Source organism: Oceanobacillus sp. CFH 90083 (genome assembly GCF_009389585.1).
GTDB lineage: Bacteria > Bacillota > Bacilli > Bacillales > Amphibacillaceae > Oceanobacillus.
Map to the genome: position 1 here is coordinate 204,857 of NZ_VIYG01000003.1, position 25,316 is coordinate 230,172.

The window sequence follows — 25,316 nt, forward strand, 5'->3', positions numbered from 1 at the left end:
TTTATGAATAATCTGCGCAGATATATTCAATAGAATCACAAATTGTATTACAGGAGGAAAATATGAATATTGAAGCTATTATTACACTGGTTATTCTTGCTACCATGGTATTCTTTTTTGTTACAGAAAGAATTCCGCTAGCAGTAACTTCTGTCACTGGAGCAATAGTTTTGGCTTCACTTGGGATTATAGATAAATCAGTGGTTTTTGAATCTATGGGAGGATCTACTATTGTGTTATTAGCAGCCATGATGATTATAGGGTCAGCCCTTTTTCATACAGGAATAGCTGAAACGTTAAGTGTTCGAATAACAAAAATAACTGGTACCTCTGAAAATGGTATTATGATTGCGGTAGTTTTAGTAGCATTATTGCTATCTTCCATTGCGAGTGGTCTTGGGGTTGTAGCAATGATGCTGCCAATTGTTATTGCCATGAGTATGAAAGCTAATATATCTGTTTCCAGACAATTAATTCCCCTTTCTTTTGCAGCAAGTATCGGTGGGAATTTAACTTTAGCTGGTGCAGCAAGCAATGTAAGTACTGCTGGATTAATTGAGGATATGGGGATTCCATTTGTATCGTTCTTTGAGATTGGTAAGGTTGGATTACCATTGTGTATTTTATTTTTAATCTATTTTCTTACCATTGGAAAGAAAGCGTTATCAAAAGGGGATACATCCAGTCATGAATATCTTAAGGAATATACGCATAAAAGCAGTGAAAATAATGTATTTAGTCCTGCTAAAGCAATCATTGCCGGAATTATTCTAATAGCAGTATTAATAGCGATGGCAATTAATCATGATAGCTTTCCTATGTATTTTGTTGCTGCTGTAGGAGCTATATTGTTAATTTTAACAAGGTGTATGTCGGAGAAAGAAGCAATAAAATCGATTGACTGGCCAACTTTATTTATTGTAGGGGGAATGAGTGCTGTTTCAAAAGCAATGACTGAAAGCGGTGCAGGTGCATTAATTGCTGATGGAGTAATAAAAGTATTGGGAGACAATCCAAATAAGCTTTTATTCCTGTTTCTTGTGTTGACTATGACAATGCTATTAACAAATATGATGATGAATACATCAACTGTTCTTTTGGTTACACCTTTATTAATACCCATTGCAGTTACTATTGATGTAAATCCTGTTGCAATAGGTATAGCTATATGTGTTGCTGCTTCAGCTCCATTCTTAACCCCTGTTGGATCAGGAACTAATACATTAATTATCAAACCGGGAAATTTAAGCTTTAGAGATTTTTTTGTTCCAGGTATTGGATTGTCGGTAGTTGTGCTTATTGGCTGCATGGCGTTAATTCCGTTATTTTGGCCATTGTAGTAGAGATAGAAGAGGGAGTTATTATAAATGAAAAAGGCTATTGTTGTTGATAAAGATTATGGAAGTGTAACAACAGATGATTTGAATTCATTGAAAGAAAGGTTTAAAGAAGAAAATATAGAGCTGGAACTAAAACATTTTGATTCAGAGGATGAAATAATTTCAGAGTGTCAAGAAGCAGAAGCAATTTTAGGTACAGGAAATCCGCCAATGAGTGAAAAGGTGATTTCTTATTTACCAAATCTTAAAATGATACAGAGATTTGGTATCGGCGTAAATTCAATAGATCTCTCGGCTGCAACAGAAGGTCATAAAATTGTGTCATATATGCCTGGCTTCTGTTTAGACGAATTGGCTGCACATGCCACCTCTATGATTTTGGGTTTAATTCGAAATACAGCTTATTATGATCGGCATATCAGGCAAGGGAAATGGCCGAAAGCAGAATATTATACACCAAAATCTATTTCAGAGATGACGATAGGTTTATATGGATTTGGCGGTTCTGCAAAAGAACTGTACAAAATTTTTAATAAGGGATTTCACTCAAGAGTCATAGCTTGTGATCCATATGTTTCAGAAGATATAAAGGAAACATTTAATATAGAATTCGTAAATTTCGATAAATTGTTAGAAGAATCGGATGTTGTTTCTCTACATGCTCCTCTTAATATGGAGACCAGACATATTTTTAATCAAGAAGCATTTAAAAAAATGAAAAATGATGCAATGATTATAAATATTGCAAGAGGTCCGTTAATTGATGAAGCTGCATTGATAGATGCATTGAAGACAGGGGAGATCCGTTTTGCAGGCTTAGACGTTTTTGAAAATGAGCCTTTAGATAAAAAATCTGAATTGCGAAATATGGAAAATGTCATTTTAACCAGTCACAGTGCTTTTTATGGTGAAGGTTCTAAACAGAAGCAATTAAACTGGGCATTTGAGCTTGTCAGTCAAGTTTTAAACGAAAATACAATAAAAAAAGAATTCGTAGCAAATAAAGAGATTTGTAATAAGGATACAAAGTTTATATTTAAATAGGAGTTGAAAAAATGAAGAATGTAGGATGTTTCATAGTAAACAACTTTGAAAGACCAGAACTTGAATTAGTAAATGCATTTAAAGGGATTCCAGCTGCAAATATTGATGATTGTATGAACCGCATGGGTGCAGTTAATTCAGCCATACGGCCAATGAATAAAAGTCCATTACTAGGTGTAGCTTTTACTGTAAAAGTACCAGAAGGAGATAATCTCATGTTCCATAAAGCAATGGATATGGCCCAACCTGGAGATGTAATTATAATTGATGCTTCAGGTTATACAGAGAGAGCGATTTTAGGAGAGTTAATGATTTCCTATTGTAAATCAAGGGGAATTACTGGTGTTGTGGTAGACGGAAGTATAAGAGATGCAGAAGCATTGGAAGCAATGGATTTCCCTATATATGCAAGAGGTATTTCTCCTAATGGACCTTATAAAAATGGTCCAGGTGAAATTAATGTTCCCGTAACTATTGGCGGGAAGACTGTTTGTCCAGGTGATATTGTAGTTGGTGATCAAGATGGTATAGTTATCATTAAACCTGACGATGCAAAAGAGCTAGCTATAAAAGCAAGGAAAGTAACAGAGAAAGAAGATTTGATTATGAATAAAATTTTGACAGAAGGAGTTTATGATCGCCCGTGGGTAAATGAAAAACTGGCTGAGATTGGTTGTGAATATAATTAAGGAAGTTTTAAGTACTGCAAACAAAAATAATGAGCTGCAAATAATATTGTTAATATAAGAGCCGACATCCCCTCTTCTAAGTAAATAAAATATAATCCTCTACTTAGAAGAGGGCTATTAATTAGGAATTATAAGAAAAGCAAAGCAATAACTGAATAATACTTACCCTGAAGGGATCGTTGATTAAAATGAATAAAACAATCTATATTATCAGACATTGTGAAGCAGAGGGACAAGCTCCCGAAGCACCATTGACAGCAAAGGGAAAAGAACAGGCGAAGGTGCTATCTGCATTTTTGTCCGGCAGAGAAGCTGACCATATCGTTTCCAGCCCCTTTTTACGTGCGGTGCAAACGATAGAACCTTTTGTAGCTGCAAATAATTTAAAAATAGAAACCGATAATCGTTTACAGGAGAGAGTGCTCAGCTCTGTTTCCATGCCTGATTGGATGGATAAGCTCGAAGCAGCCTATCAGGATTTCAATTTGAAATATGAAGGTGGAGAAAGCAGTAACGAAGCAGCAGGGAGAATCGTTGCAGCAGTGAATGACTTATGTGCAGATGATACCGGGAATAGCATCATTGTTGCACATGGGGGAATTATATCTTTATTACTCCATCATTATGATAAAAGCTTTGGCTTTGAAGCTTGGAAACAGTTAAGTAATCCAGATGTTTATGCATTACAGATTGCAGAACATACGCATCAGCTCAGGCGGTTATGGTTCGAGGATTAATATCCTGACGATAGCATAAGTTTTTCTCTTGATTTCATCTCCACATTATTCTAAAAAGCAGAACATGATTCTATGCTCTGCTTTTTAATTTTCCTATGCTATATTACATTTAATCATCCCACCAGCTCGTCTCCATATCAATCAGCCAATGATTTTTTAAGGTTAAGGCGCGTTCCATGGCCGCAATGGCTCCAGTGATTAAAAGAGTCATATTTAACCATGACGGAAGAATAATCGGCGATTCAAAAGAACCCCATCTTTCCTCAATAAAAGGAAGCTGTGAAATCAGAGAAACCAGCTGCGGCAGACCCAGTAATAACGAAACTAACAGAACAAAAATCGCCAATTTGCCAATAATGGAGCTGATCTTAGGAAATTTTGCATCAAAGCGCATACGCAGACCTTCAGCTGAACGGCGATCTGGAGCTAACACAACTTCCTGTTCGTCCTCTGTAATATAATGAATGCGCTTCAAGCCATATGTCGTTGTTGCTGCTTCAATCACGCCCCCGGGAACTGGAAAAACGGCAGGATTCGCAGCTCGGGCATGATGCTTGCCATCACGGTATACATCTATGGCTTCATTTTCATCAAAATAATTCACGTGAATTGCATAGGTATGCAACCCTCCATCATCTTCACGAAGCTTTATATAAAAAAGCGTACGATAAAAAACCTCATAAAAACGAAAGGGCTTCAACGCATGTCCATCCCCATCCTTCACTTTTTTCATTGCTCTTTGCCTGCGCTTGCTTTTAAAAAAACGCAACATCCTATCCTACCTCCGAATAGACCCTTTATAAATAATACGGAACAGACCGGAAAAAGTTTCTAATAATCTTATTATTATCTGTAAAGTTTTCTGGCTAAACAGAATGGATTACTTTTTTGTATGAAAAAGTGCTTGCTGGCTCATAACTAAGATAGGATGAGCGAGAGGGGGCGGACAATGGATTTCATCAATCAGATAGAAGACATAAAGCAGAAAAATAAAGATTTGCAAATGAAGTCCATCATGATAAATGGAATTTCTTATGATATTGTCGGTTTTGAAAGCTTAGTGGATTTTTCAGCAACGTGGGAAATAGTGGAGATGTTAATTCGTAATGAAGAAGAAAAATCATCAGAGACAGCAGGCTTTCATTCAAAAAATACATCATGGAAGAAAATAGAATTCAGCAAACAAATTCAAGCCTTGTATGAAGGGAAAGTAATCATTTGGAATCGTACTGAAGAAGTATCCTTAATCGTGGATCCAGTTTCACAGCCTCTTTACCGGAGTATCGAAGTCCCAGTTAATGAATCCATTATTTACGGAGCAAAGGATGCTTTTACGGAGAATAGTCACCAAAATATTGGATTATTGCGCAGTAAATATCAATCGAAGGATATTGAGGTCCTGACAACACAGCATGGAAAAAGAAACCGCCGCTTCTCTTTTCTAATTTTAAAAGGAACGACAGACGAGAAAATGGTCGAGATGGTGAAAAAGAAAATCGAGGATTATCCTAATGAAATTAAGCAGGTGAAGGATATTCATGTTGCATTTGGTTTCTCTAAATTTTCTCTGATCACCCGGATATCCTCTACAGAGCTTCCTGAAAATGCCATGGAGTACATAGAGCAGGGAAAAATTGTGTTCTTTATGGATGGTTATCCATTTGCATTGGTGCTGTTTAATACGGTTTTTGATGTATTTAAACAGCCGAGTGACAGCAATTATCTAAGTGTCTTTGTGTATTCTTTATATGTACTGCGGATTGTCGGAATTATGATTGCAATGCTGCTGCCGGGATTGTATGTGGCGCTTATTACGATAAATCCGGAAATGTTAAAAATTCAGCTGGCCCTGTCGATCACGGAAAGCCGTCAGTTTGTCCCATACTCGGCTTTTATAGAAATAATCATTATGCTGCTCTTAATTGAATTAATTACGGAAGCTGCGGTCCGGCTGCCTCTTTCTATTTCCAATACGATTGGCGTTGTAGGCGGTATTATTTTAGGGCAGGCGATTGTGGAGGCAAGCCTTGTAAGTGGTGTATTAATTATTATTATTGCTGCCACAACGATTGCTAATGGTATTATTATTAATTTCGAAAATGGGATTACGCTGCGCCTTATGAAGTACATTATTGTGATTTTCTCTGCCCTGTTTGGCATTCTTGGACATGTTATCGGACTGGTGGTTTTATGCTCATATATTGCCCGGATTACAAGCTTTGGAGTGCCGTATGTCCGATGGAAAAAGGAAGGGATTCAAAGTGAAAATCAATAATTTATTAATTATTCTTTTTTTCTTTATAACGAATGTAGGGGTGATGTTTCTTCTGTACCCGACGCTAATTCTAGATACGGTTGACAACGGTCATTGGCTGGTTGTTCTTTTGCATGGTTTTTCGCACATTATTATTCTTGGTGTTTTATTAGTTGGATTATCCAAATTAAAGGAGCCTAATATTTTACGGTACGTACCGAAAAATCGTTGGATTATTTCTGTTGCAATATTTGTTCCTTTGGCGCTATTTATCATTGGAACAGTAATTGTCTCTATCCGGACTTACGCAGAATTTACTACCGTATTATTTTTAAATCAAACACCTATTCTTTATGTGATGATTATATTCATTGCCACAGCAACTTATATTGGACTTGGTTCGATGGAGAGTATCTTTCGCACTACTTTTTTAATTGCAGCTGCATCCTCTTTTTTCATTTTAATTATTTTCATTCTTTCTTTCCTCAATGCCAGGTGGTATAACCTGTTTCCGATAAAGGTAGATCGCATCGACTTTTTGTTTGAAATGCCTTTTATTACTGGTTTCTTAATTTTAACGCCTACATTCTTATTTTTGGCTTTTTTACCAAAGGGAAAGAAAATGGATGTTAAAAGTATTTTCTGGTTTGCGTGGTTCATTATTCCGCTTATCTTTATTGCGGCCTATTCACCAATGCTGGTATTTGGATATGAAGCAGCACAGAATTTTACATTTCCATATATCGAAATGTTAGCGACAGTCGATATTCAGTGGTCTATTTTTGAAACATTAACCAGTCTGTTTGGGTTGAGCCTGCTTATTTATGCGACATTATTTTTAGGGATGCTACTGCATATTTTACGCATGCTATACCAAAGCGTATTCCAGACAGGCAGCCTGCATGCATCGATTGCACTGGTCGTTATGGTGATTGTCATTACGCTGACCGCTAATATGATATCTACGTGGGACGAAGTACAAAATCATATTGCATGGCTTATCCCGTTCCGCTTTTATTCGATTATTAGTCTGCTGATTTTCATCTTTTGGATAGGAAGAAGGGAAAAGCATGAAGCATAATTATTGGAAAAAGATCATTATTGCTCTTTTTATAGTTGTCTTTTTAAGCGGATGCTGGGATTCCAGAGATATTAATTACCGGTCGATGCCGATTTTAATGGGGGTTACAAAGGATGAAGAATTATTTCATGTATATATGATTATTCCAGTATCGGTCGTCTCGGAGCAAAGAAATCTGGCTAAAGTGGATGGGAAAGGAGCAACTATTGTTGATGCTATTGAGCAGCTGAAGAAAAAAATTGAAACAACGATTGATTTAGAACATATTGGCTATATTGTTTTTGATGAGGAATTAGGAAAACAAGGAATTGAAAAAATGGTGAAAACCTTTATGAGAATGCGTGATATGCCATCTACGCCATCTGTCGCCTTTGTGAAAGAGGATATGAATGATTACATTGAAATGATGATAAGCACTTTTGAAGAGGTTGGCGTGCCTATATTTGGGTTTCTGGAAAAACAAACAGGCTGGGAGATTTATAATCCTGAAGTCAGCCTCTGGGAAGTATACAGAGGAATTTATTCGTATACAACGGATATCGCCATCCCGATCATCAGCTCGAATCAGGATTTAGCGACGGGTTACTTTGGCGCAGCTGTTCTTAAAGAGGGAAAGATTATCGATACATTAAGCTCGATGGAAGTGATGCTGATGAACCTGCTGAATAATGAAAATGTGATTAAAACGTTTGTAAATATTAATGATACAACCAATGTAGAGCTGGTGGATCGAAGCGTGGAATATGATTACAGCTTTAAAGGAGAAGAAATCGATTTAACGATAAAAGTAGAATTTATCATGATTGTCTCGGAAGCAGATGATCATTTAACAGGCGAAGATATTCAAAAAAAGTTTGAAGAAAAAATGAAAAAAGATATGCTTCAGATGATAAAAAAACTGCAGGATAAACATGTAGATGTACTGGGAATCGGTAATAGGATGCGGAAAAATTACACCAATGCTGAACTAGAAAAATTTCTGGATGAAATATATCCGAATATAAATGTAGATGTAGAGGTAAACGCAGTCATAGAAAATAATGGTAAAATACGGAATTTAAATAATGATGATTTTGAAGACTGGGATCAGCAGAAGCAGGACTAGTATATGGAAAACCTGATTATTGCTTAATCTGCGGCTGCATATTTGAATTTTGAAAAGTGTCAGTTATCAACAAGTGATGACTGACATTTTTTAATAAAAGCATGTTTATGGATTCGATAGAGATGGAAATACGTTGTTTTATATAATTCTCATTGTTGTGGCGTATGCATTTATTTTGGATGATGGGCCTGCGTTTATAGTCGAATATTTTATTTGCTTTGGCGGCAATGGCGATGATACTTTTTATTTTATTTGATTGGAATCCTTTTCGGACTTTCTCATCAAACCGATTGTCTTCTTATTGCTATTCTTAGCAATGGATATTTATGGTTTGAGAGATAGGGCAAATAGGGAAAGGAAAATTTAAAACGTTTTGTTGCCTAATAGATATTTATTTTTTTCTAATGTTTGTTCACATCGATATATATAGCTGTTTAATCTTGGTTCTGTATGCTTGTTAATTTCTTTTAAGAGGATATTTAATAGTTGATACAAACTATCATATTCCGGTGTTTTATGAAAGGTTTTAATGAATAATTTTCTTAAGTTTTCATGAGCATGTTTATGCTGTCTTAAACTATATTTCAAATGGAGAACCCATAATTTTAATAGATGATGATATTTATCAGAAGGGACACTCCGCAATGTATGATGATGAGGATTAGCTATAACTTGTATATCAATATTCCAAAAAATTGGAGTATCCTTTGGGAAAAATGTGATAACATACGCTTCTGGTAAAAGGCTGGGGCTCCAATCGTAAAATAAAATATCGAAGGGATGGCTGATTAATTTTGGCAGTGCCTTGGCAAATTGCCCGTTGTCCGCTCCAGATACGTCGATGCCTATATCAATATCAGAATAGTCATCCCCTCTATCTGTCAGTAAACTTCCTCTAAAAAAAGCATCTTGAACATCAAGCTGTTTTTTTTAGAAAGTTATCCATTGATTAGCTAATTCGATTCTTTTATCTATCATGATAAACATCTCCTGCATGTGTTTATTAAAAATATAGATGACTGGAGACGGATAAGCAAATAAATAGATTAAACGATTATAAGGAGTGGTGTAAGGATGAGAACAAGAAGCGCTGTAGTGATTATCCAAGAGAATAAGGTTGCTCTGATTAAGAGAATCCGTGAAGAAGTTACCTATGATGTGTTTCCAGGGGAGGGGTAGAAGGTGGGGAGACTCCTGAGCAGGCTACGGTTCGGGAAGCATATGAAGAACTTGGTATTCATGTGAGGATTATAAAGCTTTTGGATACCACGTATTTTGGCGGTGAGCAATATTATTTCACAGCAGAGATAATAAGTGGTGCGTTCGCGACAGGAAGTGGAGAAGAGTATACAGATCCGGATAGGAACAGAGGGACTTACCAGCCAATATGGGTGGAGCTGGACGAGCTTTTTGATATGGATGTTCGACCGAGGGAAATTGCGGAAAAGATTGCAGATGAATGAGTTCATCTAACTTTGCTTGCAGGGATATTCTAATGAACTTTAAACAGTAATTCTTTGGAACATGTGATAAAATCGATATATATAATTCTTGGAGGGATAGCCATGTTTGGAAAGCTTTTTAAAAAGAAAGAGAATCAGGAGATTGAATTATTCGCTCCGGTTGATGGAGAGGTAATTCCTTTGGAAGAAGTACCTGACCCGGTATTTGCTGAAAAAATGATGGGCGACGGCATTGCGATTAAACCGTCTAATGGTAAAGTGGTATCACCTGTTGACGGGAATATTGTGCAAGCGTTCCCGACAAAGCATGCGGTAGGGATTAAAGCCAGCAATGGGGCAGAAATTTTAATTCATATTGGCTTAGAAACCGTTGCTTTGGATGGCGAAGGATTTACCATCCATGTCAAAGAAGGAGATAAAGTGAAAAAAGGCGATGCTCTTGTTGATGTCGACTTGGCAGTTGTAGGTGAAAAAGCGGTGAGTACGGTTACACCAATGCTTATTACAAATATGAGTGATATCGAAGCTTTACATAAACAGGATGTGAAGCAGGTCCGGGCAAGTGAAGATGTTGTGATTACGGTGAAATAAAAGGAGTTGACAAGCAAAAAGGCTTTGCTGAAAACGGAAGTAGATAAGGGAAAAGATTCATAAAAAAAAGTAGCAGTTTTCCACTTTGACGCGGGATGCTGCTGCTTTTCCTTTCTAAAATATTGTTAAATTAGATCATAGAGTAAATATATTACGACAATGGTTAATAATAAAAACACAATAAAATGCAGACCAAACGATTTCTTTTTCACTAAAACAACTAATCTTGTCAAAAAAGCGAGAGCCATAATGGATAGTAGTATTAGTGAAAAATATCCTTCCATAAAATTAGGAAATAAAAATAGGGATGCAAAACCAATTATTGCTAATAATATAGCAGCATAATCAAAAATACTTCTTTTTTTATTATCTTCCAAATTTAACAACACCTCTTTTGTGAAATTCCGAAAATTCAGTTGATATAAAAGAGATTACTTTATAACAGTATACATGAATCAACATAAAAAGGGGGAGAAATTAGCGGCTATGATACAACGGGAGTCAGACCAGATTTAATGGCAGATGCTCAGGATGCGCTCCGCTCGATGATAGATTATATTCCAAGAACATATTCACTGGAGAAGATAGGTGCGTATCTCCTTGCCAGTCATTGTGTAAACTTTAAAATACCCGAATTTATAGATGCTGGACAATATGGGGTGAGTGCGCTATTACCAGCTGAGTAAAAGGTTAAAAAACCATCAAGTCAAAATGATGGTTTTTTGTACTTATTATTTCGGATACTACGGGAATAAATCTGTCCGGCCGGTCATGTTAAGTTAAAAAAGCCTGCAGGAACATTTCAAATAATTACATAGGTGCACTGCGCAAACAGCATCAGATAACCGGATAATACTGCTCATAAACAGGATTAATAAAATATGGAGGCCTGGGTCCGATCTTCGGCAATTGGTACGTATGCTGATTTGCCGTATACAATACATTTACTTTTTCATTGGAATGGTTCACTAATAATAGTGTTACCTCAGGGTTGTAGTAATATTGCTGCATCATAAATTCCTCCCTCCCAGTTTCTTCTCCCTCTTACCTTATTCAACTTTCGCTGATATGGAACTTAAACATACATTTTTTCACTACCTCCGCCCAACTATCATAAAGTAATCTATCCATGAGATTTCAAGGAGGATGGTTATGACACAGGATAAATCAAATAAACCAGCAGACCAAGTCTATCCGATGTACCCAAACTATGGAAAAATAACGCAATATGAAGAGGTTGCAATGACTGTGCCGGAGCAGCGGCAATATCGTCAGCCAGGGCTGGAAAAATGGATGGTCCCCAGACCAATTATTGAAAATAAAAATCAAAAGGGCAGTAATAAGCTCGTTGGTAAGGTTGCATTGATTACAGGAGGAGACAGCGGGATGGGAGCAGCCACAGCTATTGCTTTTGCTAAAGAAGGTGCCGATGTAGCTGTTGCTTATCTGGATGAGCATGAGGATGCCAACCGGACGAAAAATCGCATTGAAGAGCTTGGGCAGCGCTGTTTATTGCTGCCAGGCGACTTAAGGAAAAAGCGGCAGTGCTGTTATATTGTAGAGAAAACGGTTGAAACGTTTGGCAAGCTGGATGTTCTCTGTAATCATGTCGGAATCCAATTTCAGCAATTAAGCTTGCTGGATATTACGGATGAACAATTTGATGATACCTTTAAAGTAAATGTATACTCCCATTTCTATACGACACGTGCAGCACTTCCCCATCTGAAGGCAGGCAGCTCGATTATCAATACGGCATCTGTAGTAGCATACGAAGGATACAAACAATTGATGGACTATACTGCCACAAAAGGAGCTATTGTCAGCTTTTCAAGAGCATTGGCAAATAATTTAGTGGATCAGGGAATCCGGGTAAATGCCATCGCTCCGGGACGTATATGGACACCGCTGATTCCATCCAGTTTCTCTGCAGATGAAGTGACATTGGCAGGAAACCCGATGCAGCGGCAAGGGCAGCCTTTTGAGGTAGCACCTACCTTTGTTTATCTGGCTTCAGATGATTCTCGTTTTGTTACGGGTCAGACACTGCATGTGAATGGTGGACAATGGACCACATCTTAGCAGGAAAGGCAGCGGATAAATATTTTTAAACATATTGCGGCATGGGATAAATGGCTATAAAGAAGAATAATCTCAAAAATGTTTTCATCTGGATATATCGTAGCTGGCGAAAATCGTAAATATTAACTCGAACATTTGTTGTGTTATCTGTTCCTATAAAAACATTAGCAGCCTGCTTCCTTTTTGCATATAGTATTAACGACTAATTTTAGGGAGGATTTTTCGTTGTCACAATACCTTCATTCAATCAAACAATGGTGTGAAGAAATTTTAAAAACGTATCAGGAGTCAAGGGAGCAGCTTAGAGGAAATATTGGTGCGGAAGCGCTGAAGGAGTGGGAGGATACATTAACACAATTTCAAAAGGAGCTTTCAAATAATCAAATTGCAGAGGAAGAGGACGCTTATAAACGCGCTAACGATTTATATACACAGTTAAACTCCTATCTGGAAGAGAGCGTGAACGAGGGGCGTACAGAAGGAAATCGTGCAAGAGTCGTTCCGATTGGCGGTCATACGCTTCCACCGCTTCCATACAGCTACGATGCTTTGGAACCTTATATCGAACGCAGGATTATGGAGCTGCATCATGATAAGCATCATCAAAGTTATGTAGACGGTTTAAATAAAGCGGAAATAGAAATGCAGCAGGCGCGTTGGGACAATAATTATGACCTGATTAAGCATTGGGAAAGGGAAGCAGCGTTTAATGGAGCGGGGCACTATTTGCACACGATATTTTGGAAGGTGATGAGCCCTGATGGTGGCGGTGAGCCTTCCGGGGATCTCATGAAAGAAATTGAGCAGTCCTTTGGCAGCTATGATCAGTTTAAAGCGCATTTTACGGAAGCAGCAAACCATGTGGAAGGTGGAGGCTGGGCTATTTTAGTATGGTCTCCGCGGGCAAGGCGTCTGGAAATTCTGCAGGCGGAGAAGCACCAAAACTTAAGTCAATGGGATGTTGTTCCGCTGCTTGTGTTGGACGTGTGGGAGCATGCCTACTATCTCCAATATGAAAATGAAAAGGCAGATTATATAGACAATTGGTGGAATATCGTTAATTGGACGGAAGTGGAGAATCGATATAATAAAGCAAGACAATTGAAATGGCAGCCTTTTTAAAATGTATGCAATAATATAATGGAGACATCATCATGTTGTTGTATATAAAATGGGGCTTCCGTATGCCAAAAATTCGTTCTATAAAGAATCTGAGCAATGCAACAAAAAAACGGAATGATGTCACCGGCTGGAAGAGCCAATATTTATTACAAAGAACGGTTATAGTGATATGGTTCTGATGAGTATGGAAACTTATGAAAAATCTCTGGTAAAATTGGAGTTATATGAAGAATGAGCTTAAGCAGAAAAGCAGATGCATGAAGAGGAACATTTTTCAGAAGCGGAACAAGTATTTGAAAAGTTGCAGAAAAAGTATGAAAGATAGTGATAAAGGCTAACACGTTATTCCCCTTGTGTTAGCCTTATTACAACTCTTTTCTATAGTCATTCTTCTGCTGTTCTATTCCTCCAAAGCCGCCTGAATATACCTATACAACGTACTATCCAGGCCATAATGCAAAGCTGGCTGGGGATTTTCCGCATAAAATTTTTCCGCACTTTCCATCAATTCCTTATTCCCGTCAGAAAAAGCAGCTATTAATTTCTGCCATTCCTTTGCTAAGTCCCGGACAGATTTATCCTGTGGAGGGACTCCTTTTTCATGCTTATCTTTTAATACCTCCAGCAGTTTTTTAAACTGCTTTTCTCCTTGTTTTAATACTTCATCACTTGTATTTAGATAGTGCTCTCTCATTGTCTCCAGCTGTTTGTTCGTAAAATAGTCAGAACGATCCAAACGAATTAATTCAAACAGAGAGGTAAGCTCCTGGAAAGAAATATTTTCCGTCCTAGCTGCTTCCTGTTTAGTACGTTCTAATTGATGCAGCAATGTTTGCTGAACAGCTATCTCCGAGTTAACCCGTCTGATTTGCTGATCCAGCGTATCCATTAAGTTATCTCTACCCGTATGGATAATCTCCTTTATTTCTTCCAAAGGCAGATGCATTCTTTTCAATACAAGAATTTGCAATAGCAGCTGCATATCCTCACTCGTATAGCGCCGATGTCCCGCCTCTGTATAAAGAGAAGGTGAAAATAAGCCGATTTGGTCATAATATCTCAGTGTACGGATGGAGAGTCCGGTAAGAGCGGCTAATTGTCCAGTTGTCCAATAATTTGGCATGTGCTCACCTCGATTGTAAAATGGTTTGTATTTCAGAAGGGCTGAAAACATAATCTCTTCCGCAAATGTGACACGTTGTATCAATAGAAGTGTTTGCCCCGACAGCTTTTTGCAGTTCTTCTGCAGGTAACGAATAAAGAAAACCATAAAACATTGCTTTCGAGCAATGGCAGGCAAATCGGATTGATTTCCGTTCCATGACTTTTGAATGATAAAAGCGCTCGTTTAATTCTTTTTCTATCTCTGCATCATTCATCCGAAGCAGCAGAGGAACAAGGTTTTCTGCTTCGAATTGTTTTTGGACAAGCTCTAATGCACCTTCTTTAGCCCCTGGCAGTGCTTGAGCATAAATGCCATAGCTTTTAATAAGACAGCCCTCACTGTTATATTCTATATTCGTTTGTATTATGGTATCTGTCTGCTCACTCTGTTTAAAATAATATGCAAAATCATCATCTATATTTTGATACGGCATATCTGTAATTCCTGTAAATTGATTCATGTCAAATCCTTTCATTAGCCGGATAGAAGCCTTTGTACCGATCAATTCCTGAAGAGATGCATTTGCATGCCGGTGCTGATATTCCTTTAAAAGTGCCTGATTGGCATAGCCGCGCACATTTCCTGCTGCATCTGTATCTGCATGAATTTTATATTTTTTGTTCGTCAATGTAATAACCGCGCTGATTCGTTGATTAGCCTTTAACGTTACAGAAAGAAGACTGATGACGGAAACAGCTTTAGCTAATGCTAAATAACAAGTCTCATCCTTTATTTTACTTACATTCATAATTTCCTGCAGCACTTTTGTGTTATCCGTAAAATACAAACGGACACTGTTATCTAATACGAGCGTTTTGATGATTTTATTCGTCATTTTATCTACTCCTTCTAATCACAGGATAAATCATGACGTGACGTAAGGTTCAAGTTTAAATTGGAAAAAGGAGTTTGAATAAAGTAAAGATCTGCCTTTTTACAATATAGATAGTTCGTTTTAAAATATACTTATAGGAATGGGCAGTGCAGGGTCAGCTTAATAAATTTTGCAGTGGAGATGATAAAAACAAATGAAGCCTATCAATTACTCTGTTTGGGAATCGGATACGCTTTATGCAGTGAAGGCATGGCTTCCGGAAAACACAGAGGCTGTTACTGTCGGCAGACTGGGGCAATTTCACTTTCCAAAAGGATATTATGTTTATGTAGGGAGTGCAAAACAGAATATTCGTGCGCGGGTGGACAGGCATATACAGATGGATAAAAAGAAGCGCTGGCATATAGACTATTTACGCCCTTACTTACAGATTCAGGCTGTGCAAACGTATCCAGGTGCGGAAGGAGAATGCGCTCTGTGTGAGAGGCTGATGCAGGAAAATGCAGGGACGATGCCGGTGAAAGGATTTGGATCATCGGATTGCAGGTGTTTTTCACATTTGTTTTATTCGAAAAAAGAGATTACATTAACTTAGAACATTAGAAAAAAGCTGATATAAGCAGTTATACACTTATATCAGCCTTCTTCTAGCGTTCTCTTCTGGCAAAATCAACGAACCTGAACTTATCAGGACGATGTCTGGATTCGGTATATTGAAATAATGTCGCATCATCTAAATAAACATAGTTTTTGATAACCACTATATTATAAAAACCTTCTAAATCCAGCAGCTCACGATCTTCGGCAGTTGGTTCCTCTACAATAATTTCTTTTTTGGCAAAGCTGATGATAAGGCCTAATTCATTTTCAAGGTAGTCGTAAATAGAAGCTTCAGCAATCTCCCTGGAAATATGCTGCACGGTTTTTGCTACTAAATAATCCTTGTCCAAAATCACGCGCTGTTCAGAGAAGGAGCGGGTCCGGATAATTTCCCAAACCTCCTGATTCTTCTTCAGCTTTAATTGCTGGCGGATAAAATCAGTAGCTGAGACTTTTGCACATTGATGTACTAATGTTATCGGCTTTTCTCCCATTTTATCAGCTAATTCTTTAAAACTGACCAGGCCGGATACCGGGAAATCAAATTTATTTCGCTCAATCACCGTGGATCCTTTGCCGCGGATTTTTTGGATATACCCATTTTGAGCAAGCAGATTTAATGCTTTCCGAATTGTCTCCCGTGATGTCTCGTACTGCTCAGCTAATTCATTTTCCGAGGGGAGAAATTCATTTGCTTGAAATGTTCCCTTTTCTATTTTTTGCACCATTTCCTGATAAATAATTAAATACTTATTTCGCATCGCCATTAACTCCATTTATTTCTTTAGATAATAAACAATAGATTCATACGGCCGCAGTGAAACCGTATCTGAAGCTAAAGATGGAGAATCTGCGTAATTAGACAATAGAATCCCGCTGTCCATAAATGCATGATGAATCGATTCAGGTAAATCCAGCTCTGCTTCTTTTGCGTAAAAATTGTTTACTACTAATAGTCTTGTATCTTCATTTTCTCTTATATACGCAAAAATTGCAAAGTCTTCCGGCATAATTAATTGATATGTTCCGTCTGTAATAACTTGATGCTCTTTTCTAAGCTGGATCAGCTTCTGATAATGATGAAAAATAGACGTTTTATCAGCGAGCGCAGCTTCTGCATTGATTTTCTGGTAATTATCAGGGAGACCAATCCAAGGGGTTCCTTCCGTAAATCCGGCATTGGCTGTGTTATTCCATTGCATCGGTGTCCGTGAATTATCCCGGGATTTTTCCTGGAGAATTTCAATAATTTCCTGATCAGACAGACCTTCAGCTTTTTTTATTTTGTACATATTGAGTGATTCTACATCCCGATATTGAGAAATATCATCAAAGCCGGGGTTTGTCATGCCTATTTCTTCTCCCTGGTAAATATAAGGCGTTCCCTGCATCATATGAATCGTTGTTGCCAGCATTTTTGCGGATTGCTTATGATAGGTTGTATCATCTCCGAAGCGGGATACAATCCGTGGCTGATCATGATTACACCAGAATAACGCATTCCAGCCGCCGCCTTCCTGCATGCCTGTTTGCCAATCAGATAACAGCTGCTTAAGATAGAGAAAATCGAATGGTGCTTTGGTCCATTTTTCACCATTAGGATAGTCCACCTTTAAATGATGAAAATTAAACGTCATATCCAGCTCTTCCCGCTCCGGATTCGAATACTTGATACAATCCTCCATAGAAGTGGAGGACATTTCCCCGACAGTGATGGTTTCACGTCCTTTAAATACTTTTTGATTCATTTCATGGAGAAATTCATGTATTCGTGGTCCATCTGTATAAAATTTCCGTCCATCTCCTGGTGGGATACTGCCGTCATCATTTGGAAAGCGCTGATCTTTGGAAATCAGATTGATGACATCCAAACGAAAACCATCTACGCCTTTATCCATCCAAAAGTGCATCATTTGATAAACATCGTTACGAACTTCTTCATTTTCCCAATTAAGGTCAGCCTGGGTAACATCAAAGAGATGCAAATAATAAGAGCCGGTTGTTTCGTCGTATTCCCAAGCGTTACCGCCAAATTTTGATTGCCAGTTTGTCGGTGGAGTGCCTGGCTCTCCATCTTTCCAGATATAATAGTTTCGATAAGGGTTATTTTTGGATTTCTTAGCTTCCTGGAACCATCTATGCTCGGTAGATGTGTGGTTTACCACAATGTCCATGATTACTTTTAAGCCAAGCTGGTGTGCTTTTTTCAGCATTGCTTCGAAGTCTTCCATCGTTCCATATTCCGGTTGAATGGCATAGTAATCCGCAATATCATAGCCATTATCCTTTTGTGGAGAAACGTAAATAGGGGTGAGCCAAATGACGTCGGCTCCCAGTTCTTTTATATAATCCAGTTTTTCTGTAATTCCATTAATATCTCCCATGCCATTTCCCGTCGTATCCTGAAAGCTTTTTGGATAAATTTGATAAACCACAGATTTTTGCCACCATTTTTCTTGCATAGTCAACCTCCTAAATGTTACTGCGTTTCCCTTATTTTTAATATGAATTAGATGAAAAAGGAGGGAATAACCCCCTCCTTATTTTTATTTACCTAAGCGTTTATACGCATCTACACCCATTTTTGTTTTGGATAGAACGATGGTTAAAATGAATGGGATGACGATAGCTGCCACCATAGCTACAGCAAACATCAGCATATGTGCCACTTGAATAGACAGGATTCCCGGTATTCCGCCAACGCCAATCGAGTTTGCCATAACACCGGAGCCGACAGAAATAACTGCTGCAACCGAGGATCCAGCCATCCCGGCAATGAATGGGAATAGATAACGCAGGTTGATCCCGAATAATGCGGGTTCGGTGACTCCTAAATAACAGGAAATCGCTGCTGGAACAGATACCTGCTGCTCCTTCTTATCCTTGCGATTCAGATAAATCATTGCGACAACGGCAGAGCCTTGTGCGATATTTGATAAAGCAATCATTGGCCAGAGATTTGTTCCGTGAAATTCACTCATTAATTGCAGGTCGATTGCATTTGTCATATGGTGCAAGCCTGTAATAACAAGCGGTGCGTAGGCAAATCCAAATAATGCAGCAAACAGCCAGCCAAAGGCAGAGGTTAATCCATCATAAACAACAGTTGAAATCCATGAACCAATTGTCCAGCCGATTGGACCTAGCACAACATGAGCAATGATAACTGCCGGCAGTAATGCAAAGAACGGTACAAAAATCATGGATACGACTTGTGGAATAATTTTACGAAGCCATATTTCTAAATAAGCTAATACAAAACCTGCTAAAATAGCCGGAATAACCTGCGCTTGGTAACCAATCATTTCAATTTGGAAAATACCGAAGTCCCAGACAGGTATTTCGGTTGCTTCTGCGACACCATAAGCATTTAAAAGCTGTGGCGATACGAGTGTAAGACCTAAAATAATTCCGAGTACTTGCGTTGTTCCCATCTTCCTGGAGATAGACCAGGTAATAGCAACAGGGAGAAAATGAAAGATCGCTTCAGCAATTAACCAGAGAAAATCATATAATCCTGTCCAAAATTGTGAGGATTCCACCAAGGTCATCGTTCCATTTTCCAGCATTTCAATTTCACCAATCACATTTCGGAAACCTAAAATCAGCCCCCCGACAACAAGTGCTGGAATAATTGGCGTAAAAATATCTGCCAAATGGGATACTAAGCGCTGTAAGAAATTCATATTTTGTTTTGCTGCTTCCTTGGCATCTTCCTTAGAAGTATCCCCAACACCAGCAATACGCGTAAATTCATTATAAAAGGAAGCGACTTCATTTCCGATAATAACCTGGAATTGTCCAGCCTGTGTGAAGGTTCCTTTTACAAGATCAATATCTTCTATGGCATTAACATCTGCTTTTTCCGGGTCATTTAAAACAAATCGCATTCTGGTAGCACAGTGTGTAACGACAGAGATGTTTTCACTTCCACCGACTTTTTCTAATAATTCTTTTGATGGAGCCGTATATTTACTCAATGTCTTTCCTCCTTTTTATATCTTGTATATACAAGTGTTAACGTTTTCAGTTTAACTTGTATATACAGGTTTGTCAATAAAAATTTGAAAGATATTTTGAAGGTGAGTGGTTATAATGGTGTGAATCTTGTATATTGGAAATGAGATGGTATGGAAGATGGGCAAAGAAAGAGAATGAAATTGGAACGGAGCTGAAATGATTATGCCATATAATGGTCCTGTGAGTATTCAAAGTTGATCCGACTGGGAGGCGGGATGAAATATGCGTATGGAAGAAGAATATCTAAAAATCGTACAGAAAAGGTTTCAAAGTGTCAAAGAGCTTGGCGATAAAACTATCAATCAATTAGCTGATAAACATATTCATTGGTGTTTGAATGAAGCATCTAACAGTATCGCTGTGATTATAAAGCATTTAAGCGGTAATATGATATCCAGATGGACAGATTTTTTAACATCAGATGGTGAGAAGCCGGCCAGAAATCGGGATCTGGAATTTGAGGATACGATAGGCTCTATCCAGGAATTAAGAGAAGTCTGGGAAGAAGGCTGGAGTGTGCTCTTTCAAGCATTACATGAATTGGAAGGAGAAGACCTTCTAAAGAATATTTTGATTCGGAGTGAAGGTCATCTGGTAATAGATGCGATTGAAAGGCAATTGGCGCATTACGCTTATCATATTGGACAGATTGTCTATATCGGTAAACAGATCAAAGGGGAGGATTGGGAAACACTTAGTATTCCTAAAGGAAAATCAGCAGCATATTTAGAGCAGATGGAGAGAAAATATAGATGAGAAAGCTTCATCATTAGACAGTTTCATATATAATGTAAGTCTAGCTGCGAAAAATATACCATCAGGAGGAAAGTCAATATGGAAGTATTTGCACCGTTTTTAGAAAAAATAGATGACCCAGAGCATCATGATAGAGCAGAAGAGGTACTGGAGTGGGTAGCTGAACAATTCCCGCACCTTGGAACAAAAATAGCATGGAATCAGCCAATGTTTACGGATCATGATACATTTATAATAGGATTTAGTGTGTCCAAGAAACATTTAGCTGTTGCACCAGAGCAGGCAGGGATTATCCGTTTTTCCGATGAAATTGTTAAAGCTGGATACGATCATACGAAGGAAATTATACGTATTCCATGGGATGCTCCAGTTGATTACAACCTGTTGAAACAACTTATAGCATATAATATAGCAGATAAAGTAGATTGTACTACTTTTTGGAGAAAATGAAAAAATCTCTTGGCAGGAGGATACCTGCTCAGAGATTTTTTCCGCTTGGCTATATATTTTGTTATCTGCGGGATGTAAATACCTGCAAAACCAATTGCTTGGTTTGGTGTTCCCAAAACACATCGTTCCTTTAGTTCTGCTCTTTATTCGCAATAAAAGTAATTAAAGAAGAATCGTCTCCTCTGCCATAACCAACTTCATAATCAATGTTGCTGAATCCAATATTTTTTAATAACAGCTCTAATTCCTGCAGTCTATACCAGTACAGGACAAAATGAGAGATTTCAGTTTTCTCTACAGCCCCTTTACGCAAAAGCTCATATTTATGAATATAGGAAACTTTTTGCTTCAGCCAATCTATTTCTTTACTTGTGTTTGTGAATAATATTCCGGAATCTTCTGTCAGGGGATAATTGCTTATAGCTATATCACCAGCATGAAAGTCCGTTGGCAGCAAGGTGTCAAAAATAAATTGTCCGCCTTCTTCCAGGTGATTATATAAAGTTTGAAGAAAAGTATTGATTTGATTTCTTGGAAGCAGGCAGAAACTGCCGGTTGGCATAATAATTGTATGATATTTCTTGTCTAAATCAAGCTGTGTCAGGTCTTGTCTGAATAAATTGGTATTTACCTGATGATTGCGCATATTGACTTTGCATTGTTCCAGCATGTCAGAGGAGATATCTACGCCGTCAATAGCAATTCCTTCTTTTAAAAATGGAATCAGCATTCTACCGGTGCCGACACCGGCTTCCAGTATGGAGCCATGACGATTTTTCAGCTTTTTATAATAATACGCAATGTCACCACCCAAGAGTATCCAACCGGCTTCGTAATTTCGTATAATTTTGTACTTAATTCTCCATATTCTTTGAACAAGTCTATCCCTCTATTCTATATAATATTCAAATCTGACAGTACACTATTTGTGAAGAGGTTGTGAATGATATATTTCCATTCTATACTAAAGTGAGAGAATAATCTAAAAATTAAAGGGGAGGTGGAATAATTTGCGGATATCAGTATGGAAGCTTCAACGTCCTTCATTAGGGATGATGCCGATGTCAGTGATTAGGAAAGAATACTTACTAATGGAAGATGGCGTTTGTCTCCTTACTCTTTAACTATAGGGAGGTGATTTATTTTGAAAACAGAAAGCAGGTGATACGTTACGGGGAAAAGTAAAGAATATACATATTATTCACAATGCAGGAAGCGGGAAAGCTTATCTGGTAAAGATATTATCTGATATGATCTCTATCTCGGCAGATGAACCGGATAACATATTTAGAAATACGAGCTTAAGAAGGAATTAAATCAGTTTTTAGGAAATATAAAGGAAAAAATGTTATACTAGCTATAGTTTTTCTTCTAAGGAGGAATCGAAATGAAAGCATTCTTTGACAATGCTTGCTCTAGACCGAGTATCTTTTTGGTCAAAGAGGTCTAGTAAAAGCGAATAAAAATAAATAATGAATGATCTCTTTAGGCCATTAAATTTGATTAAAAAGCCTATCATAATGGAGTGATTTCAAATGGAAAAACAACCAATTCAACCGTTCTTAACAGTAGCAAATTATCGTTTCATCGAGCAGCAGCTGGATAAAATTTTACAAGCATTAGCAACTACAAAGGATCAGAATGTGATTCATGCCGTACGTGGACTTGTAAGAAGTGATGTGATAGATTCCTTTTCATGGTCTGATGAAGAGGCGAAATTAGTTGATCCACTTATTGATATACAAGACAAGGCAGAGGGAGAAGCCTTTTTAGAACAGCTGGAAGCTTATATTATTCCTTTTCGTGCAGTAGAGGCAGGTAAATTGAAGAGCTTATTTAAAAAAGAAAAGAAATTAAAGCTCCCTAATCTGGAGAATATCGATTTCCGGCAGATTTCTTATTTAGCCTGGGATGATCCAGGGAAGCTGCGAAGATATATGGTTATTGAAGAAAATGGAAAAAATAAAGCACTAAAGGGGACTTTTACACATCCCGCCATCAAAGGCATTTGCACACTTTGTAACTGTCATTCAGATGTGGTTCGTTTTACTACCACTGTAAAAGGTGAAGCTTCAGGAACATTTGCCAATCACTATAATTATATCTGTGCAGACAGTCAACAGTGCAATCAGCATATAACAGATATGGAGAAAGTAAGAGCGTTCTTTGAGAGAGTCACTAAGTAAACACAATACAGTTTATCAAGAGGTTTGATAGAATTTAAATAGAGGGAATGCTTCACTTGATGCTAAATAGTTCTATTTGATTTGTTGAGTATATGTGACCGAGCTTAATTCCTTTTTGTATGAGATAAGGGTATCTTTATTGCAGTAATTGTGATAGAGATACCTGTTATGTCATTTTAAGTGTTAAATAATCCAGGGATTTTTAAAAGTTATTTTATTTATAAAAAATAGTGTATCATGATGATGAATAGAGCATACAATAAAAACGTCCGGCGGTGGCTCACCGAACGTCAGTGCAGTAGCCCTTCAAGGGGCAGCATCACAAAGAGTTTTTGATAACCACACCTTCATTGCTTGCTAGGCTTGAGAAGAGTGGTTATTTATTTTGATGAAAGTGCTGAGCAGCAGTATTTATGTAATATCCAAAGGAAGGAAAGTTTTACTGATCTTCTCTCTCATCATGCGCTCCCATGCTAAATCTCATATCAAATAATAATTCAATCAACGATCTATGATAAGGAATAAATAAACCTTCTGAAATCATATGGATGATATCTTCCTTTGACGCCCACTTTACTTGCCTCACTTCTTCGGTCGGCAATGAAAGGTTTGCGATATCTATATCCGCTTCAATCAGATAATAATCATCAAATCCATTTTCAAAGTTAATTGTTAGAGCAGGGCGCTTGTCCTGGAGTTGAAGTGTATAGTCTATTTCTTCTTTTATTTCTCTTTCCGCAGCTTGCCAGCTGGTCTCACCTGCTATGGCACTGCCTCCGGTACTGACATCCCACATACCCGGCCAGCCTTTCTTATCTGTCTGCCGCTGTTGAATCAGCATCTCTCCCAATGGATTAAATAGACATACGTGAATGACTAAGTGATAAGCACCCTGTTCAAATGTATCCCCGCGCTGCATTTGCCTGCCTGTCAGATTTCGTTCCTTATCGTAAATATCCCATATCTCCATATTTCCACTCCTTCCTACCTATTCTGTCTGTTTGACTAATGTATGAGCAGAAATAGAATCTGCTATTCTTTTAATAGACTTTAAAAAAAGCCTGCTGCACTTGTTTTTTTAGAATAACATAAAAAACACAATATAAATTATCGCAATCTCTAAAGGGGGAAGATATACGAAATGATAGAAAAAAACCTCTGTATTTTGGAATAAATACAGAGGGAGAAACAGGCTTAATCATTCTTCAATAGTGAATACATATGAATATCTACAAAATTTCCCTTCACCTTTTCGTACTGCCGCAGCGTTCCTTCAAAAGTAAATCTTAGTTTTTGCAGGACTTTCACCGAATTTATATTTGCAGGCTCTACTTTTGCTTCGATCCGGTTGATTCCTAAATTGATAAAAGCCTCATCAATTAATGCCTGAACGGACTCAGGAGCGTACCCATTTCCCCAATGGGCTTTCGCAATATCATAGCCAATCTCAACCCGGGCATTTTCTGCGTTGATAGCATTAAAGCCGCAGGAGCCGATAATCTCCTTTGAATGCAAATCAAACACACTGTACCGGATAGCCTGCTTTGTTTCCGCTAATTCATTAAGCAGGTCAATCATTTCCACTGCCTGTGATTCGCTTGTGAAAGCAGAGATATTCATGAATGCTGCAACAGCCGGATCTGACCAAATGTTAAATAATGCAGCGGCGTCAGATGTCTGTATTTTTCGTAAGACTAATCTTTTTGTAAATAATTCTTCTTTCAATACTCTTTCCTCCAATATTTTTAGAAATCTGTCTGGAAAGTATTGTTATCTGCGCATTATTCAGTCCCTTC

At 37.8% G+C, this 25,316-nt stretch carries 26 protein-coding genes and 1 pseudogene; 16 read left to right on the top strand and 11 right to left on the bottom strand.

All coding sequences use genetic code 11. The features are described from left to right. Positions 1-62: 62 nt before the first annotated feature. From FLK20_RS05930 to FLK20_RS05945, 4 genes are all read left to right on the top strand, one after another. Entirely contained in the window at positions 63-1,340 is a 1,278-nt protein-coding gene (locus tag FLK20_RS05930; RefSeq protein ID WP_152655625.1) for an SLC13 family permease, read from the top strand. Positions 1,341-1,367: 27 nt separating this feature from the next. After that, the gene (locus FLK20_RS05935) at positions 1,368-2,384 is read left to right on the top strand and encodes a C-terminal binding protein (protein WP_152655626.1); all 1,017 of its coding nucleotides are present in this window, start codon (positions 1,368-1,370) and stop codon (positions 2,382-2,384) included. An 11-nt stretch (positions 2,385-2,395) separates the two neighbouring features. Continuing rightward, positions 2,396-3,073 (top strand): RraA family protein, encoded by a 678-nt coding sequence (locus FLK20_RS05940; RefSeq protein ID WP_152655627.1) that lies wholly within the window; start codon positions 2,396-2,398, stop codon positions 3,071-3,073. A gap of 188 nt (positions 3,074-3,261) precedes the next feature. After that, positions 3,262-3,810 carry a histidine phosphatase family protein gene (locus FLK20_RS05945; RefSeq protein WP_152655628.1) on the top strand — a complete coding sequence of 183 codons (549 nt, stop codon included), beginning with the start codon at positions 3,262-3,264 and terminating at the stop codon, positions 3,808-3,810. Positions 3,811-3,919: 109 nt separating this feature from the next. Here the strand turns inward: FLK20_RS05945 and FLK20_RS05950 are convergent, their stop codons facing one another. Continuing rightward, positions 3,920-4,582 (bottom strand): hypothetical protein, encoded by a 663-nt coding sequence (locus tag FLK20_RS05950; RefSeq protein ID WP_152655629.1) that lies wholly within the window; start codon positions 4,580-4,582, stop codon positions 3,920-3,922. A 177-nt stretch (positions 4,583-4,759) separates the two neighbouring features. Between FLK20_RS05950 and FLK20_RS05955 the strand changes: the two genes are divergently transcribed. From FLK20_RS05955 to FLK20_RS05975, 5 genes and pseudogenes are all read left to right on the top strand, one after another. Next, entirely contained in the window at positions 4,760-6,085 is a 1,326-nt protein-coding gene (locus FLK20_RS05955) for a spore germination protein (protein WP_227994871.1), read from the top strand. Continuing rightward, complete coding sequence (locus FLK20_RS05960; protein WP_152655631.1) at positions 6,072-7,145, top strand: GerAB/ArcD/ProY family transporter; 1,074 nt, start codon at positions 6,072-6,074, stop codon at positions 7,143-7,145. The genes FLK20_RS05955 and FLK20_RS05960 overlap by 14 nt, the downstream gene beginning before the upstream one ends. After that, positions 7,135-8,250 (top strand): Ger(x)C family spore germination protein, encoded by a 1,116-nt coding sequence (locus tag FLK20_RS05965; protein ID WP_152655632.1) that lies wholly within the window; start codon positions 7,135-7,137, stop codon positions 8,248-8,250. Before FLK20_RS05960 ends, FLK20_RS05965 begins: the two co-directional genes overlap by 11 nt. Positions 8,251-9,476: 1,226 nt before the next feature. Continuing rightward, positions 9,477-9,713, top strand: a pseudogene (locus tag FLK20_RS22220) (NUDIX hydrolase); the annotation flags it as partial. A 102-nt stretch (positions 9,714-9,815) separates the two neighbouring features. Beyond that, positions 9,816-10,304, top strand: coding sequence for a PTS sugar transporter subunit IIA (locus tag FLK20_RS05975; RefSeq protein WP_152655633.1), 489 nt, complete (start codon positions 9,816-9,818; stop codon positions 10,302-10,304). A 125-nt stretch (positions 10,305-10,429) separates the two neighbouring features. Here FLK20_RS05975 and FLK20_RS05980 read toward each other — a convergent pair whose 3' ends face one another. Next, positions 10,430-10,681 (bottom strand): hypothetical protein, encoded by a 252-nt coding sequence (locus FLK20_RS05980; RefSeq protein WP_152655634.1) that lies wholly within the window; start codon positions 10,679-10,681, stop codon positions 10,430-10,432. Positions 10,682-10,819: 138 nt separating this feature from the next. On the opposite strand from FLK20_RS05980, the gene FLK20_RS05985 reads away from it, so the two are divergent. After that, positions 10,820-10,990, top strand: a complete 171-nt coding sequence (locus tag FLK20_RS05985) for a hypothetical protein (protein ID WP_194165543.1) — start codon at positions 10,820-10,822, stop codon at positions 10,988-10,990. A gap of 151 nt (positions 10,991-11,141) precedes the next feature. Here FLK20_RS05985 and FLK20_RS21565 read toward each other — a convergent pair whose 3' ends face one another. Further along, positions 11,142-11,318, bottom strand: coding sequence for a hypothetical protein (locus FLK20_RS21565; RefSeq protein ID WP_194165560.1), 177 nt, complete (start codon positions 11,316-11,318; stop codon positions 11,142-11,144). A gap of 138 nt (positions 11,319-11,456) precedes the next feature. On the opposite strand from FLK20_RS21565, the gene FLK20_RS05990 reads away from it, so the two are divergent. Both FLK20_RS05990 and FLK20_RS05995 read left to right on the top strand, forming a co-directional pair. After that, a complete protein-coding gene (locus FLK20_RS05990) occupies positions 11,457-12,386 on the top strand; it encodes an SDR family oxidoreductase (protein WP_152655635.1) in 930 nt (309 codons plus the stop codon). Between the two features lie 225 nt (positions 12,387-12,611). Then, a complete protein-coding gene (locus FLK20_RS05995; protein WP_152655636.1) occupies positions 12,612-13,508 on the top strand; it encodes a superoxide dismutase in 897 nt (298 codons plus the stop codon). Between the two features lie 400 nt (positions 13,509-13,908). Here FLK20_RS05995 and FLK20_RS06005 read toward each other — a convergent pair whose 3' ends face one another. Together FLK20_RS06005 and FLK20_RS06010 are read right to left on the bottom strand one after the other, a co-directional pair. Continuing rightward, entirely contained in the window at positions 13,909-14,631 is a 723-nt protein-coding gene (locus FLK20_RS06005) for a MerR family transcriptional regulator (RefSeq protein WP_194165544.1), read from the bottom strand. 4 nt (positions 14,632-14,635) lie between these two features. Beyond that, positions 14,636-15,508 carry an Hsp33 family molecular chaperone HslO gene (locus FLK20_RS06010; protein ID WP_152655638.1) on the bottom strand — a complete coding sequence of 291 codons (873 nt, stop codon included), beginning with the start codon at positions 15,506-15,508 and terminating at the stop codon, positions 14,636-14,638. A gap of 193 nt (positions 15,509-15,701) precedes the next feature. Here FLK20_RS06010 and FLK20_RS06015 point away from each other — a divergent pair, with 193 nt between their 5' ends. After that, entirely contained in the window at positions 15,702-16,103 is a 402-nt protein-coding gene (locus tag FLK20_RS06015; RefSeq protein ID WP_152655639.1) for a GIY-YIG nuclease family protein, read from the top strand. A 52-nt stretch (positions 16,104-16,155) separates the two neighbouring features. Here FLK20_RS06015 and treR read toward each other — a convergent pair whose 3' ends face one another. The 3 genes from treR to treP all read right to left on the bottom strand — a co-directional run bounded on the left by treR (position 16,156) and on the right by treP (position 20,088). Then, positions 16,156-16,869, bottom strand: a complete 714-nt coding sequence (treR, locus tag FLK20_RS06020) for a trehalose operon repressor (protein ID WP_152655640.1) — start codon at positions 16,867-16,869, stop codon at positions 16,156-16,158. A 15-nt stretch (positions 16,870-16,884) separates the two neighbouring features. Then, entirely contained in the window at positions 16,885-18,570 is a 1,686-nt protein-coding gene (gene treC, locus FLK20_RS06025; protein WP_152655641.1) for an alpha,alpha-phosphotrehalase, read from the bottom strand. A gap of 84 nt (positions 18,571-18,654) precedes the next feature. Then, positions 18,655-20,088 (bottom strand): PTS system trehalose-specific EIIBC component, encoded by a 1,434-nt coding sequence (treP, locus tag FLK20_RS06030; protein WP_152655642.1) that lies wholly within the window; start codon positions 20,086-20,088, stop codon positions 18,655-18,657. A gap of 262 nt (positions 20,089-20,350) precedes the next feature. Between treP and FLK20_RS06035 the strand changes: the two genes are divergently transcribed. Further along, positions 20,351-20,884 (top strand): DUF1572 family protein, encoded by a 534-nt coding sequence (locus FLK20_RS06035; protein WP_152655643.1) that lies wholly within the window; start codon positions 20,351-20,353, stop codon positions 20,882-20,884. A gap of 78 nt (positions 20,885-20,962) precedes the next feature. Then, complete coding sequence (locus FLK20_RS06040; RefSeq protein WP_152655644.1) at positions 20,963-21,334, top strand: iron chaperone; 372 nt, start codon at positions 20,963-20,965, stop codon at positions 21,332-21,334. Positions 21,335-21,464: 130 nt separating this feature from the next. On the opposite strand, the gene FLK20_RS06045 is transcribed toward FLK20_RS06040, so the two are convergent. Beyond that, positions 21,465-22,148, bottom strand: a complete 684-nt coding sequence (locus FLK20_RS06045; RefSeq protein ID WP_194165545.1) for a class I SAM-dependent DNA methyltransferase — start codon at positions 22,146-22,148, stop codon at positions 21,465-21,467. A gap of 721 nt (positions 22,149-22,869) precedes the next feature. Between FLK20_RS06045 and FLK20_RS06050 the strand changes: the two genes are divergently transcribed. Beyond that, a complete protein-coding gene (locus tag FLK20_RS06050) occupies positions 22,870-23,520 on the top strand; it encodes a FusB/FusC family EF-G-binding protein (protein WP_152655646.1) in 651 nt (216 codons plus the stop codon). A gap of 439 nt (positions 23,521-23,959) precedes the next feature. Here the strand turns inward: FLK20_RS06050 and FLK20_RS06055 are convergent, their stop codons facing one another. Continuing rightward, complete coding sequence (locus FLK20_RS06055; protein ID WP_152655647.1) at positions 23,960-24,490, bottom strand: NUDIX hydrolase; 531 nt, start codon at positions 24,488-24,490, stop codon at positions 23,960-23,962. A gap of 224 nt (positions 24,491-24,714) precedes the next feature. Continuing rightward, the gene (locus tag FLK20_RS06060) at positions 24,715-25,245 is read right to left on the bottom strand and encodes a GNAT family N-acetyltransferase (RefSeq protein WP_152655648.1); all 531 of its coding nucleotides are present in this window, start codon (positions 25,243-25,245) and stop codon (positions 24,715-24,717) included. Positions 25,246-25,316: the final 71 nt, after the last annotated feature.

What these genes read in the sequence shown, in the direction of transcription:
- FLK20_RS21565 (WP_194165560.1), bottom strand. Translation starts at nt 11,318, where the DNA reads ATGATGCAGCAATATTACTACAACCCTGAGGTAACACTATTATTAGTG.
- FLK20_RS05950 (WP_152655629.1), bottom strand. Translation starts at nt 4,582, where the DNA reads ATGTTGCGTTTTTTTAAAAGCAAGCGCAGGCAAAGAGCAATGAAAAAA.
- FLK20_RS05965 (WP_152655632.1), top strand. Translation starts at nt 7,135, where the DNA reads ATGAAGCATAATTATTGGAAAAAGATCATTATTGCTCTTTTTATAGTT.
- FLK20_RS05990 (WP_152655635.1), top strand. Translation starts at nt 11,457, where the DNA reads ATGACACAGGATAAATCAAATAAACCAGCAGACCAAGTCTATCCGATG.
- treR (WP_152655640.1), bottom strand. Translation starts at nt 16,869, where the DNA reads ATGCGAAATAAGTATTTAATTATTTATCAGGAAATGGTGCAAAAAATA.
- FLK20_RS06010 (WP_152655638.1), bottom strand. Translation starts at nt 15,508, where the DNA reads ATGACGAATAAAATCATCAAAACGCTCGTATTAGATAACAGTGTCCGT.
- FLK20_RS06015 (WP_152655639.1), top strand. Translation starts at nt 15,702, where the DNA reads ATGAAGCCTATCAATTACTCTGTTTGGGAATCGGATACGCTTTATGCA.
- FLK20_RS06005 (WP_194165544.1), bottom strand. Translation starts at nt 14,631, where the DNA reads ATGCCAAATTATTGGACAACTGGACAATTAGCCGCTCTTACCGGACTC.
- FLK20_RS05955 (WP_227994871.1), top strand. Translation starts at nt 4,760, where the DNA reads ATGGATTTCATCAATCAGATAGAAGACATAAAGCAGAAAAATAAAGAT.
- FLK20_RS05945 (WP_152655628.1), top strand. Translation starts at nt 3,262, where the DNA reads ATGAATAAAACAATCTATATTATCAGACATTGTGAAGCAGAGGGACAA.
- FLK20_RS05940 (WP_152655627.1), top strand. Translation starts at nt 2,396, where the DNA reads ATGAAGAATGTAGGATGTTTCATAGTAAACAACTTTGAAAGACCAGAA.
- FLK20_RS05930 (WP_152655625.1), top strand. Translation starts at nt 63, where the DNA reads ATGAATATTGAAGCTATTATTACACTGGTTATTCTTGCTACCATGGTA.
- FLK20_RS06035 (WP_152655643.1), top strand. Translation starts at nt 20,351, where the DNA reads ATGCGTATGGAAGAAGAATATCTAAAAATCGTACAGAAAAGGTTTCAA.
- FLK20_RS05975 (WP_152655633.1), top strand. Translation starts at nt 9,816, where the DNA reads ATGTTTGGAAAGCTTTTTAAAAAGAAAGAGAATCAGGAGATTGAATTA.
- FLK20_RS06055 (WP_152655647.1), bottom strand. Translation starts at nt 24,490, where the DNA reads ATGGAGATATGGGATATTTACGATAAGGAACGAAATCTGACAGGCAGG.
- FLK20_RS06040 (WP_152655644.1), top strand. Translation starts at nt 20,963, where the DNA reads ATGGAAGTATTTGCACCGTTTTTAGAAAAAATAGATGACCCAGAGCAT.
- FLK20_RS05935 (WP_152655626.1), top strand. Translation starts at nt 1,368, where the DNA reads ATGAAAAAGGCTATTGTTGTTGATAAAGATTATGGAAGTGTAACAACA.
- FLK20_RS06050 (WP_152655646.1), top strand. Translation starts at nt 22,870, where the DNA reads ATGGAAAAACAACCAATTCAACCGTTCTTAACAGTAGCAAATTATCGT.
- treC (WP_152655641.1), bottom strand. Translation starts at nt 18,570, where the DNA reads ATGCAAGAAAAATGGTGGCAAAAATCTGTGGTTTATCAAATTTATCCA.
- FLK20_RS05985 (WP_194165543.1), top strand. Translation starts at nt 10,820, where the DNA reads ATGGCAGATGCTCAGGATGCGCTCCGCTCGATGATAGATTATATTCCA.